Annotated in this window: 5 protein-coding genes and 3 pseudogenes; 6 read left to right on the top strand and 2 right to left on the bottom strand. The window is 57.7% G+C overall.

Features of this window, described 5'->3' with window-relative positions; all coding sequences use genetic code 11:
- The first annotated feature begins 2,984 nt into the window (after positions 1–2,984).
- Together I6F09_RS23145 and I6F09_RS23150 are read left to right on the top strand one after the other, a co-directional pair.
- The gene (locus tag I6F09_RS23145; protein ID WP_225145677.1) at positions 2,985–3,161 is read left to right on the top strand and encodes a hypothetical protein; all 177 of its coding nucleotides are present in this window, start codon (positions 2,985–2,987) and stop codon (positions 3,159–3,161) included.
- Between the two features lie 1,695 nt (positions 3,162–4,856).
- Positions 4,857–5,441 carry an efflux RND transporter permease subunit gene (locus tag I6F09_RS23150; protein WP_249789138.1) on the top strand — a complete coding sequence of 195 codons (585 nt, stop codon included), beginning with the start codon at positions 4,857–4,859 and terminating at the stop codon, positions 5,439–5,441.
- 618 nt (positions 5,442–6,059) lie between these two features.
- Here the strand turns inward: I6F09_RS23150 and I6F09_RS23155 are convergent.
- Positions 6,060–6,322, bottom strand: a pseudogene (locus I6F09_RS23155) (IS3 family transposase); the annotation flags it as partial.
- 761 nt (positions 6,323–7,083) lie between these two features.
- Here I6F09_RS23155 and I6F09_RS23160 point away from each other — a divergent pair.
- From I6F09_RS23160 to I6F09_RS23175, 4 genes and pseudogenes are all read left to right on the top strand, one after another.
- Positions 7,084–7,269, top strand: a pseudogene (locus I6F09_RS23160) (transposase); the annotation flags it as partial.
- Positions 7,270–8,104: 835 nt separating this feature from the next.
- A pseudogene (locus I6F09_RS23165) lies at positions 8,105–8,780 on the top strand (pantoate--beta-alanine ligase); the annotation flags it as partial.
- Between the two features lie 707 nt (positions 8,781–9,487).
- The gene (locus I6F09_RS23170; protein ID WP_225145752.1) at positions 9,488–12,592 is read left to right on the top strand and encodes an efflux RND transporter permease subunit; all 3,105 of its coding nucleotides are present in this window, start codon (positions 9,488–9,490) and stop codon (positions 12,590–12,592) included.
- Positions 12,593–13,058: 466 nt separating this feature from the next.
- Entirely contained in the window at positions 13,059–13,247 is a 189-nt protein-coding gene (locus tag I6F09_RS23175; RefSeq protein WP_225145753.1) for a hypothetical protein, read from the top strand.
- Between the two features lie 300 nt (positions 13,248–13,547).
- On the opposite strand, the gene I6F09_RS23180 is transcribed toward I6F09_RS23175, so the two are convergent.
- Positions 13,548–13,868: transposase (locus tag I6F09_RS23180; RefSeq protein WP_225140926.1), on the bottom strand; the 321-nt coding region annotated here is incomplete at its 5' end.

Consider the following 13,868-nt stretch of genomic DNA (forward strand, 5'->3'; position numbering starts at 1 on the left):
GGGCGTGAGGGAAGGCCCTCCGGGGCTGGCTGGCGGACCCTCGACCCCGAGCCTGAGCACAAGGCCGTGCATGTCCTCACGGCTCGTCCCAAGAGCAAACTGCAGATTCTTGCTAACGATCGGCTAAGATCCTCACCGGGTTAGCGCGCGATGTGCTAGGTCAAGCCGCAGCGCCCATCGTGCGGAACGTCGCGGCACAGGCCCCAGGAGCTGTCTTGAGGCCGCGACTGCGGTCTTCTCGCCCGGCCTTCTGAGAAGTGTTCGCTTTGTAACACGGCTGACCGCCCCCGAGAGGGCGTGGTATTCTGCCGAATGCCAGACCGATCTCCCGCCGAATTATTCGCACCGCTCGCTTGAACTGCTCGGCCGGCACCAGGCCGCCCTAACCGGCAATCCGAAAGCGAAGCGCGAGCTCGAGCAGATGGCCCGCGAGTACAAACAGATGGCGGATTGGCACGACCACAACCCCCAGCATCGAGAGTAAGGCCGCCTCGGCCTGTCCTGATTCACGGCTGGGGCCGGATTAACCGCCTTCGTCCAGTGTTAGTACACGTATGGATCGAAATGATCCTGTATCGGCAATTGGCGGTACAGCGGTCTGCGCGGCGACCTTCGAGATCAAGGTGGCAATGGATCGTAGGCGCTTCAAAAGTAGCGCCGCCTCATGGCGCAGCTATCGTTTACGAACTTGTGGCGAAGGGATTGGATTGTTGATGCGCCCTGGCCGATAGCCCCCGCCGTGCCAGAGCACAACGGCCCCGGCTGTCGCCGATTGGCTGGGGCCGCTTTTATGCGGGCGAGGCGCACTTGGGGCTTGCAATGCGAGGGGGCGCAAATGACAAGCGCGGGCCACGCTTTCGGTAAGCGCCTTCACGCCGACCTTGCCGCACAGCATCAATCCCCTTTGAGATTCGCTCTGGAGGCCAACAAGGATCGCCTGATGGCAACATAGCTATTTCCTTAGGTGCAGCGGTTCGGGATTGGCCCGACGGGGCGCTATGCCACTTTGATCCGATCGAAAGGGATGAGGTGGCAGTTTGAACAGCATTCCCGCGTTCGGCTCAGTGCGGCAGGACTTCCATGTTCTTCACCTCACTACGACGTCCCTTGGCAGGCAGGGAATCGCTGAAGTCAACTGGAGTGATGCGAATATTCCTGCCTCATTCCCTGGATCGTAGCGCAACTGTATCGCAACATTTCTCGTTCGGCTGCCGGTCCGACGGACTTTGAGACGATAGCCGTAGCCATCCAGCGTACTGGCTCTGACTCACTTCAGATGAAGTTCGACGGACGTCTGGCACTTTGATTGGAGAGGATCTCACAGTTCTGCTTCAGAAAGTCGGTTTGAAGCTCAGGAGCCGCGGTGATTGCGCAAACGCGCCCGCAAGGACCTACCAAGAATGGCCGGTCGCACTGTCGCGGGAAGTTGGTTATACTGTCGCTCTCAACGCAGGGGGATCCGTGTCCTACAGTATTAGGTGTCATCGAACGGGGTTTAGCCGGAGGCATTTTTCGGTTCAAAGTTTGAGCGCAAGAGAAGCCCTGTGTAAGGCGGAGTGTCTTGAGAGATCGGGAGTAGACATAGACTATATTGATACTCCCTCAGGCGGACGTGTCGACCTCCGCACGTTCCGGAAGCTGGCTGAGACGGAGGGCGGCTTCGAACAAGAAATTCCCAGCCAATGATGATGATCATACCTGCGCTTTCAGGAAAATACTCAAACATTTGAGCTCGCACCTACGAAGCCCTGTCACTTCAAAGCTGGCGCCTTCACGTTTCGATGCGTCGCGTTTCGGCCTGGAATCTCCCAGGCCCTTCGGATACCCTGGGCCGGCCAATTTGCGTTGTCTCGAATACGCGCATCGTTGCCCTCGCTAGCATCCATCAACTTCGCGCAGATTCCACCATGCACAAGAACTAACAAGACGAGCGGCTGCCATGAACGATGGACATTGATTTGGTTCACTCTCAAGAAAGCGGCTTCTCAAGCGACTTCAGTATTGCGAGCTGCCTCGGACTGCCACCGATAAGGCATCGCTGCCTCGATGTGTTACAGTTGGTTCAAGGAGTTGTCTGACGACGGACGTCAGCTCTCAAACGAATGTCGACAACTTGACCCTGCAGCCCGCTACGAAGTCCCTGCTGAACCTCCAATTCTCAATTCGGCACGGCCCTTGCTTGGTTAGGGGTACCATCACGTATTGCTCCAGATACGGCGATGTTAGGGGCGGGCTCGGCGTCGCGAGCGTCTGGTCCGCCCCGCCGATTTGCTGTGGCTTGCGACTCCGGCGCCTAAGCGGCCATGCCATAGCCTCGAACACACGTTAGATCAGAGATGCAGACTGGAACAGCAGTCTCCTACAGTGTTGAGAAGGGCTGGGGCTTCATCAGACCCGACAGCTGCGACGGCATGGATTTGTTCGTTCACATTTCGGACCTTTGCGACTGCACAGGGGCTGATCTGGTGCCGGGGACGCGCGTGTCTTTCGATCGTCGCTTCAACAAACGCCGCTCAAAGTACAGAGCCGCCGAGGTCAGACTAATCAATTGAGATGCCGTATTTTCTGAAGCACGCGTTGCTTATCATTTGATATCGGAACGGCGATGCAGGAGCGCTTCCCTTGCAGGGCGCATTAAAATTTACGGTCGATCTTCTGAAGAATCTTGCCAACTCCAAGACTCCTTTTGGCGTAGTGACGTGCCACCTGGATGTCGTGCGCAAACCTGGTCAAAATCGTTCAATGAAGCATCGAAGATGTTGAACCAGTTTAGAACGACGGCGTCATCTGACGGCAGCGTTTTGGCACGGACCTCGTACAAATGCGATCGTCCCCAAACAGCCGAAACTGGACGGCGGCGCCGACCGAAAGACTATCATACACGGATTCGGCGACGCCCGCGGTGACGCTCAGCGTATTGCGGTCGACGATCTTGACGAGATCCTAGCCACGCCGCGTGTATTGGCCATCGGTATATTCCAGGCATGCCAACAACGCCGGCGTTGAGCGTAGCGAAGATCAGAGACGAACAGGCTCGGCACGATTTGCCGGTCGAGGTGGACGATGCGCGCTTTCACTTGCTCGCTCTCGACATTAAGCTCGGCCAGCCGCTGATCGAGTTCTCGGATCGAGTTAATTACCTCGAGGCCGAACTTGCGTGAGCCCGCGACGGAGTCTTCATCGGGAGCCCTACAATGATGCTCCTTCGCTGGGTCGAAGTGCGCAGCACCTCCAGCGCTTTAATGTCACCGTGATTGTTTCAGCTCTCGCAGGAGAGCCAGATCTCGGCTGCGCGATTGGGAGTACTGGACGCGTTATCTTCACCGGCGTCCCGATCGCACAATTCCGTCGGTTTCTTACGCGCTACGGGCTCTGATGCTGCTGCCCTCACGACTCTTTGCGGCTTTCCACGGCCTTTGTCGCCGTACTTGACGCCGATTTCGTTTTGCAGACGCCGCTTTCAGAATCGGGCTCCGCCTTACCGTCGTTTCGTTGCTCAATCCGACAAAATGGTATTGGCGCGCTCTTCTGGGAGTGGCTGCCATAGTGTCTTAGCGCCATGTGGTTCGCCGACGCTTGTGCCACTCGACTGGACTGCGACGCGCTTCCCCATGCGGACTTAATCGAGCGAACGTTGGCACTGTTTAACGAGCCGAGCGTTGGTCGAGTTGAGGATTCGCATGCTCGAAGCTCTACTGTGCCGTCCTCGTCCATTGCGACTCGAATCAACCCGGACCTAACGCCTTATCGTGGAGGAATACGGTGAACTGTTGCGGTACTCGAGCGCGGGTTCCTATCGACGAACAGATACTCTTCAGATCGTCCCACAGCTATTTCGGGGATCAAGGCGGGCTGGAGGACAGGCGCAGTCTGCCCCTGCCATAACTTGCGCGATCGACGATGCTTGTCAAAGTAGAGATCCAAGACAGCGCGTCGGCCAAGTCGGCAGCGTCCTTCATCAAAAGCCTCGTGAAGGTGACGTTGCCCTGGCATGCGGCCTGCCCGGTCACAACACCGATCACAGTCCATCCGAACCCATCGCGTCAGATCGCGTAGCGAGCTAATCTGGGTGAGAGCTCGATCGCGTTTCACCACTGCTGCTCATAGCCGACGTGGTGCTACGGGATGCTTTGCCACTCAGATAAGTCTCGCGGGATACCCATCTTTGTAGGATCTCCAGCCCACGGCCAATGACATCTCCCGTTCGCTAACTCTTCTGCTGCGATGACTGGCGAGATATACTGGCCTAAAACCTGACCATCAAACAGGAGAGCGCATCCTCCCGGCACGATAATGATCTCGGCTAGACCGGCGTATGTTTCATACCTCCATTTCATAGCTAACTACCGGGTTAACCCCTTTGATATTGACGGCAACGCAGGTGCGACTCGGCGCCTTCACTCAAGAGAACTCGACGCTGTCCCTGCCGCGCCCACGCTGCCGGTGAAGTTAGCCCGACGTGACTCGGCGCTTGTGCTGGTCCGAAAAAGCGCTGTCCCTACCACGCCCACTAACTTCAGTGGCCAACCTTGCCATAACAACGCTAACCACCCTCGCCTTCGCGGGAGTGTCTCAAGCTCCCACGGGCTGCGGAATTGTAGCGCCAAGAGCGATCATGGGACGCCTACCAGGATTGGTGGCTGGCCCACGGCGTAAAGGCGCACTATCGGTGTGGTAATGGCCGCACGAGATGGGCACATGTACATACACGATTGCCCGCGCCAAGCTTGGGCAACTACGGGCGCTCACCTCAGCCACGTAGAAACGGGCCCCGAGCATATCTGGCGAGGATGCAGACAAGCCGGCACTACAACCGTGGTGATACGGGGCGCGGCGTGTGCGATGCGACGAGCCGCATGCAGGTTGACGACGTGCTCAAGCTTTACGTCAGCAACAATGCGGGCGCTACGGTGTCCTTGTCAGAACTCGTCACACCGGTCATGGAAACCAGTCCCCTCCAGTTCGTGCGCTCCAACGGCTACCCGGCCATGCGCATTGCCGGCAAGGGCTGCACCCGGGATAGCCAGCGGCGACGCGATGATGGAAATGGAAAGACTAGCCTCAAACTGTCCCCAGGTTTCACAGTCGAGTGGATTGGACAGTCTCTGCACGAAAGCAATCTGCCTCGCAGGCGCCAATCCTGCTTGCTCTCCATGTTGGTCGTCTTTCTGGTGCTGGCTGCGCTTTACGGGAGCTGGTCAATTCCGTTCTCGGTGACGCTTGTCGTGTCGCTTGGAATAATCGGTTCCGTTCTCGCGGCCCATCTGCGCGGGCTCGAAAATGACGTCTTCTTCACCATCGGCTTTACTACTATAATAGGTTTTTCGGCCAAGAACTCGATCCTGATCGTCGAATTCGCCAAGAACCTTCGCAGTCAGGGCGTGGGCTTACGAACGCCGTCGTCGGAGCAGCCAGGCTTCGATTGCGTCCGATCCAAATGACCTCACTGGCCTTTCCACTCGGTGTGGTCCCATTGATGCTTGCCCGCGGCGCTAGCGCCGAAACCCAGCGCGCCATCGGGACCGGGGTATTCGGTGGCATGATTTCAGCAACGCTCCTCGCTGTGTTCTTTGTGCCCGTCTTCCACGTCTTCGTCACGGAACATTTCGGTGCACGCAAAGACCGGGCCTCCATGCAATAAGCGAAGGGTGACCTCGACTCTGGAAGAGATCTCAGGGTCAATTCAAGGTGATCGACACGGTGCGGGAGAAGTTCAGTTGTCGGACTACGAGGCGATCACGCACCCGCAGGCGATACTTGTTCTGCCGTCGCTTCGCCCGGTTTGGACTTGTGGTTCATCTTCGCTTCTGATGGCTACGATGAACCACAAATCTCCTCGTAGAGAACTTGGGCAACTCGTCCGAGCAGATGGCCGGTGGACGTCATCCGCCGCCGGCCATCCTACGCTGCCCGGGGCCTGGGGGCTGGATAGGGCAGCGGTCGACTTAGTGCTCGAAGCCTGCCGATCGCCGATTCGCAACCCGCCCACCATTCCGGCAAGCTCCGAACCCGAGAAATCGGTGGTCTTACGCGTCCAGCAAGCGCCTGAGCTTTCCGGTTTAATGGACACGGGGTTCAGCTAAACCCGTCTTGCGTCCGAACTCAACCGGGCTGACATAGGCGTGGTCGAGTCCCTGAGGGTATTGTTGCAAAATCTTTCAGTTTAGCTGAACCCATCGGCGCGTGCCTCGTCTCTGGTTCTGTAGATCTTTCCTGCCGTCCGTTCGGTCTTGAGAAGAGAAGAAGCTCTCCGTGGCCGCATCGTCCCACACTTCCCGGAACGGCTCATGCTGCAAACGATGCCATGGTCGGCCATCAGGCGCTAGGAACTGCTCGCTCGTGTGCTGGCGCACCAGTCGGGTGCTTCGTGATGATGGATGATACCTGGGCGACAACGCTACTTTCACGCCGCCACCAAATATCTCGCTGGTTGCCGACGCATTCCTCGGGATCGCGACAGCAAATGACGCCGCATGGCCGGCGCTACGGGCGACCTCATCAGTTCGAGAGGTCGCCGGGCCCAAAGATATCGATTTGGCCCTGCTTAGACTACGCATCCTCACGATCCGCAAACAGCATTGGGAAAACGGCCTTAAACTGGCTCCAAGGCTGCAAGCCAATTCCGCTGTCGATCGTGTTTTGAACCCAGCACCAGTTCCCCCGGTTCGGTGGACATCAATGCCAATCACCCGTCGCATTCGCACCTCCTGCCAGACACGATGAGCCGAGAACTTAGGGCTGGTCGCCTCCGACTCGCCCGGTTGCGCCAAGAGTGCGAATGCGTAGTTGTCGTGTCGCCCGCAGCTCTCGTCGGGTCATTTGGAACCGAGAGTTTTTAGGCGCGAGCCGCCTTTTCGGAGTTTGTGCTGAAGCCGATGCCGCGCCCTCAGCTAGCGCGTGTAGCAGGGACAGCGTGGGGTTCTCACTCACTCGAGGCGTCGAGGCACGTCCGCGCTGCTCCGGAAGCTACATGCGTGCATCGACAGCTAGGAGTCCAAGCCGAGGCACCGGAAGCACGGTGCGGGCAGCCCGATACACACGACACATGCAGGCCGCATTGTATCACGCGGACTGCGCTGCAGGATCAGCCGGTTCAACAGCCCGCAGAAGCTGGTGAGCGATTTCGGGCTCAACACGCGGGTGCGGCTGTCGGGACTGGGAGCTGCCCCTCACGGCCGCATCAGCAAGATCGGCCGCAGTTATGCGCGCGCCATGCTGGTCGAGCCGGTCTTGGCTGCGACCAAGGCGCCCGGTCCACTGCATGCGTTTGGTACTGCCGGTTCCGGCCGTGGCGGGCGATCCTAGCGATAGGCTATCGCACGCAGGTTCACTCCAGGGCCGCACGCCCATCTCACAGGTTGTCCGTCACGGTCTGGGTGAGTCCTAGTGGCTCCAAAATTTCGTTGGCATAGGACCAGCTCGGCTATGCCAACGTATAGCTTTCGAAGGAATTCCTCCACCGGCATTGTTGAGGAGGACACGATCATTGGGAGAGCCGAGGCGACGCTATCGGAGGCCATACAGTTGATCACACTTAAATCTGTTCAGATGAGTTTTGTCATCCTGATTGGGACTGTACTGCGCAATCCAGAACACGAACGCGGAGATCGCAGGCCAAGCTTGGCAATGCGCTCGGCACGGAACAGGCTCGCCGGGGCTGGCGGACAGTTCTTCTCTAGAACCGCATGAATTCAGGGCTAAGAGGCTAAATTGAAGGCGGCTCTCCGCTCTCCTCGCTGGACCAGACGGGAAGATGAACTGTTGCGCGAGCTTGTTGATGCAGGCGCGCCTGTGGAATCCATTTGCGAAACGCTCCACAGGTCCGAGCCGGAACTTCGGAGGCGTGGCTACTACATTGGCCTACCAAGGAAATGGTTTAAGCGAAGAGTCGCCCTCTGACGTTGAGGCCGCGCTCGACTGCGATCCTGGTTTTGGCAAAGTAAGGCCACTAACTGAGGCCACCCCTTTCATTCAGTAGAAGAGGGCGACCTCGACTTCCGGGCCCGCCGGCATACGAGGATGATGAGCGCGCGCATTTTGTCGCGCGGCTATGCGCTCAGTCGGGCCGGCGCCGGGCTGGCTTGATTGAGCCCGGCGATCGAACGTCAGCATCTTCGTCGACCCCACTCAGTTCGGACTGAACGAGGATCTCAGCACCTACACGCCCGACTTCTTGCAGGATGAGGGACTGTGCCGCGACGCCGGTGTTGCCTTCCACTTTGCGCCGGATGCACAGGAAGTTTATCCGAGTCATTTCGAGACCTTACATTGAACCGGGCGACCTCGCCAAAGCTGTGCGGAGGCTTCAGGCGTGGACATTTTCGCGGTGTCGCTACTGTCGTATGTCAGTTGTTGAACATGGTGCAGCCCGACGTGCTGTTTTTTTTGGCCAGAAGGATTTTCAGCCAATGCGCAGTCGTGCGTCGCATGGCGCGGTTGATCTCAATCTCCCAATCGAGATCGTCACCGTACCGACCGCTGCCGAGCAGGATGGGCTCGCGATGAGCAGTCGCAACCAGTATCTCGGCAAGGAAGAACGTCAGCGGGCCCTTGCGTTCAATCGTGGACTCTCCGCCGCGCTCGATGAATTCCGCTCGGGAGAAAGGCCAATTGCGATCGCCAAGGGGCATTTAGAGACAGTTGACCGACTCCAGTATCTGGAACTTGTGGACGGTGCCGCCGACAGTCCACTGCGACGCCCCGCGGCGCTTTGTGCAGCAGCCTACGTTGGATCGACTCGGCTGACCGACAAGGTAATACTGGCGTTGCCAACTCCATAGCGCACTGCGTAGCCAACATTACGCAGCATGTTGAGCTGGAAGAAGTGCTCAAGCCAACTGTTCCGACAGACGTGTCGATTGGTGCCAAGGGCGAACTCCGAGCAAAGTTGTTCAGCGAGTTAGCGATGCGAGAGGGGGGCTTGCGGAATATTGTAGGCCCGAGAATTTTGCCTCTGGCAAGGTCACACTTCGCGGGGCTGCGACCAGCGAGCGTTTCGACAAACCTTGGTATAGTGTTTTGCAGCCCATTCTATATTTCCCACTTACCTTTGTAGAGTTGAGCACCCGTCGGGTCGTTTGTACTTTAGATCTCGAACCCGGATCATTCGATCGACGGGGCGGCGCGAAGCCCGAAGTGACGCCTTGCTAGAAGTCGTTGCGTTCCAATCAGGTGTGAGGACGAACATCTTGAGTCTGACCGTTAGCCGGTTGCACGCAAAAAGACTTGGGGGGCTGTGCCTTAAGAAGGTGCCCACTATTCGAGATCGCGATGAGCGATCAGAACAGCGCAACCAACCTTCATTCAAGCGACGAAGATGAAGAAGCGGAGGATCGGGCACGCTATGCTCAGCAACGTGTGATTCCTTAGAGTAGCCGATAACGCTTCCCTCATATTACGGGCTTTAGCGCAGTCGCCGCATTAATGATCATTGCTGTACCGCAATTTGCTGGCGTATTTGCATCCCCCTCTGGAAATGCGAGTCGAGATGGCATTTACCGAGCTCTTCATCAAACGTCCGGTATTGTCTATTGTCGTTAGCCTCCTGATCTTGCTGATCGGCTTTCGGGCGGCGACCGTACTGCCGATCCGGCAATATCCCAAGCTATCTAATACGGTCGTCAATATTACTACTTCCTATCCTGGCGCCTCCGCCGACATGATCCAGGGGTTCATCACGACTCCCCTCGAGCAGGCCGTCGCTTCCGCCGAGGGCGTCGACTACATCAGCTCCTCATCGGTGCTCGGTACCTCGACGATCCAAGTCTACATCAAGCTGAATTTTGATCCCAACGAGGCGCTCACCGAGGTGCTCTCCAAGGTCAACTCAGTCAAATATTTGATCCCAAAGGAATCAAACGATCCGGTCATCACCAAATCGACCGGTCAAACCACCGCTGTCATGTATATCGCGTTCTCCAGCGAGGAATTGACGGCAAGCGCGATCTCCGACTACCTCTCGCGCGTCGTGCAACCCGTTATGGCAACCGTGGATGGCGTCGCAGCGGCGGACATCCTGGGCGGTCAGAGTTTTGCGATGCGGCTATGGCTCGATCCTGCGAAAATGGCAGGGCACGGCGTCTCGCCGGCTGAAGTTTCGGCTGCAATCGCCGCTAACAACTTCCAGGCTGCGGCCGGCCAGACCAAGGGCAATTTCACTATCTCCGATGTTACTGCAAACACGGATCTGCGGAGTGTCGATGACTTCAAGCGCATGATCGTCAAAGCCAATGACGGCGGCTTTGTGCGCATGGAGGACATTGCCGTAGTCGAGCTTGCCGCCCAGACCAGAGACATTAGCGTCACCATGAACGGCGAGCACGCGGTCTTTATCGGCGTTCGGGCCAGCCCGCAAGGCAATCCGCTAAACATAGTGCGAGGCGTTCGGGCTCTGTTTCCAGACATGGAGCGTAACTTGCCGCCGTCACTGAAGATGAAAGTGGCCTACGACTCCACCAAATTCATTCAATCGTCGATCGATGAAGTAGAGAAGACGCTCATTGAGGCCGTCGTTGTCGTGGTGGCGGTGATCTTCCTATTCCTGGCCTCTCTGCGGTCGGTCATCATTCCTGTAGTCACCATTCCTTTGTCGCTCGTTGGTGTCTGCAGCATGATGCTGGCGCTCGGGTTTTCATTGAATCTCCTGACCCTTCTTGCCATGGTTCTCGCGATCGGTCTCGTGGTCGACGACGCGATCGTGGTGGTGGAGAATATTCATCGCCATTTAGAAGAAGGTGCGCCGCCTGTCCAAGCGGCTACGAGGGGCGCGCGAGAGATCGTCGGCCCCGTTGTGTCCATGACGATTACCTTGGCTGCGGTATATGCCCCAATCGGATTTCTCGGCGGCCTCACCGGTGCCCTGTTCCGCGAGTTCGCGTTTACGCTAGCCGGAGCGGTGATCGTGTCGGGCGTGATCGCATTGACGCTGTCGCCGATGATGTGCTCGCTCTTCCTGCAGCGCGCTGAGGAGGGGCGGGTCGCAAGATTTGTGAGCCGCGGGTTCGGCGCCATGACACGATGGTACGGCCGCAAGCTCGACCGCTCGCTCGACTATCGTCCGATTACCGGGCTGTTTGCGCTGACCATGTTGGGCCTCGTCGGCTTTCTCTATATGAATATTTCCAAGGAACTGGCACCCGAGGAGGATCAAGGTATAGTATTCGCTCTAATCAAGGCGCCAAAATACGCCAATATCGACTACCTCGACTACTATGGTACCAAGCTTGAGAAGGCGTTACGGAAATTTTCCGAAACTGATTTGAGTTTCGTGCTCAATGGCGTTAGCGGCCAGCAGAGTGGCATGGCCGGCATGTTGCTCAAGCCATGGGACGAGCGCAAGCGATCATCGACCGTCCTAAAGTCCCTTCTCCAAGCGGAGCTGTCGAAAATCGAAGGGATTAACGCGTTTGCCTTTAGCTTGCCGCCACTTCCCGGCGGCACTGATGGCCTACCAGTGCAGATGGTGATCAATTCGACGCTTGGCTTCCAATCCGTCTACGAGCAGATGTCGAAGCTGAAGGATGCCGCGCGCAAGAGCGGTCTGTTCATGGTGAGCGACTCCGACCTCGAGTTCAACCAGCCGGTGGTACGAATCAAGGTTGATCGATCCAAGGCCAACGAGCTTGGCATCACCATGCAGACCATCGGGAGCGCGCTCGCCACCTTACTTGGCGGTAACTACGTCAATCGCTTCAATTTGCAGGGTCGCTCCTACCAGGTGATCCCGCAGGTGCCACGTGGGGAACGCCTGGCGCCGCAAGCAATCGGGAGCTATTATGTGAAGACTGCGACGGGAGCGATGCTCCCGCTGTCTACTGTGGTCTCCATCGAGACTGCGACCGATCCGAACGCGCTCACCCACTACAATCAGCTCAACTGCGCGACCTTTCAGGCCGTGCCGATGCCCGGCGTCACGATCGGTCAGGCTGTGGACTTCCTAGAAGCCGAGGCAAACAAACTTCCGGCTGGCTTCAGCCACGACTTTCTCGCCGACGCCCGCCAATATGTGCACGAGGGTAACCAACTGGCGATTACCTTTGCTTTTGCAATCATCATCATCTTTTTGGTGCTTGCGGCGCAGTTCGAAAGCCTGCGCGATCCCTTCATCATCATGATCAGCGTACCGATGGCAATCGTGGGCGCCTTGATCCCGCCATTTTTTGGCTGGGCAACTATGAACATCTACACCCAGGTCGGACTGTTGACACTGGTGGGGTTGATTTCCAAGCACGGCATCCTGATGGTTGGGTTCGCCAATGAGCTGCAGCTCAAGGAGAGACTTGACCGTCGCTCGGCTATAGAGATGGCGGCGCGCGTCCGACTGCGTCCAATCTTGATGACTACGGCGGCAATGGTCACGGGCTTCATACCCTTGTTGACTGCAACGGGAGCTGGCGCCGCGAGCCGCTTCTCGATTGGGCTCGTGCTCGTCGCTGGCATGACTGTCGGCACGCTGTTCACGCTTTTCGTGCTGCCGGCGGTCTATGTCGTGTTCGCGTCGGACCACCGCGCCGACGCGAGCTCCGGCCGCGCGAAGAACACCGCCGAGTTCGGCCTCACCGGCGCTGCTGATCCCCAGCTGGCCAAGCAATGACGATAAATTCAATCCAGGTTCGCTCAGTGTCAAGCGAGGGAGCCTGCGATCGCTTCACGCTCCGTTACGCATTGAGATCTTCACGCCCGTGGTGCCGAGCTTGGCGGCTATCGCGGGCTCGGAAGAACACATCGGTGATCCCCGGCTGCTCCGCTAAGGTGAATTTCACCGTACATTTCAAGGCAGCGGAATGCCCAAGCTCGACATCGCCGGGGGAGAAGGGAATTGATCCTCGCTGACAAAAGGTGCGTTGCTATTTATCCAAGGGCTCTTGAAGGAGAATTGTTTGGTTCCGTCTAACCGCGTTGCGTTGCTAGCCGAAAAATGATGGCGCTGAACCGCTTAGGGGTCGACACGCGTTCAATTCCGTGGGAACGGCCCGTATCCATGGCCGACGCACTTACGGCTTTCGATACCAGGACCATTGATCGACAAGCCGAGAAACAAGCCGACGCGTTTTGGCTGAATGATCGTTGCCGGGTATCGGGAAGTGCAGCACAGCTTGACGTTGCACGATCGAAGTCGAGAACAAGAGCAACTGCTGAACGCAAAAACGGCCGCTGCCATTGTGAAGAAGGGCGGAGCTGCTAAGGGAATGTTCAGCATCTGCCGCAACCCGATGACCAATGGCCGCGCTGGCTCCCCCGACGTGTGACCCGACCTTCTGGAGTGGGAAAATTAAGGAAATGCCTGAGTTTGATGCTGCTATCTGGTTTCTGGCCGCAACGACGTGTTTTGCTGCCTTTGTAAATGGAGCCATTGGCTACGGCTTTTCGTCGCTCACTGTACCCTTTGCGCTAGCATTACAGTTGCAATTTTTTCCTGAGATGGGCTTTGCGCGCGTTGGCCTGATGGGCCCTACGCCAAGACGACCATGCGAGGATATGGGCGTGCGGGATGCGCCGCTGGGCAAGCTTCATGGCGAGGCGCCGGATTTCCTGGATCGACCAGCGGATCAAGAACGATGCTTCGGTCGAGGCCGCGGTCGTGTTTTTTTAAGCAACGACCCGGTGTTGGCCCGATGACGGATGACGGCCATCATGGCGAAGGCAAGCATGACGAGTGCGACATGGCGATGCCAGCCATGCCAGGAGCGGGTTTCGTTGTGATCAAGGCCGAGCTCGTTCTTGGCGGTTTCGAAGCTGTCCTCGATGGCCCAGCGATGGCCTTCCACCGACACCAGCTTCTGCATGGACGTGCCTTTGGGGCACCATGTGGAGAAGAAGGCCAAGCTGCCGTCGGCGATGTTGCGGCGGATCAGAAGACCCCGCGTCCA

Origin of the sequence: Bradyrhizobium sp. IC3195 (genome assembly GCF_020193585.1) — a bacterium.
Taxonomy (GTDB): Bacteria; Pseudomonadota; Alphaproteobacteria; order Rhizobiales; family Xanthobacteraceae; genus Bradyrhizobium; species Bradyrhizobium yuanmingense.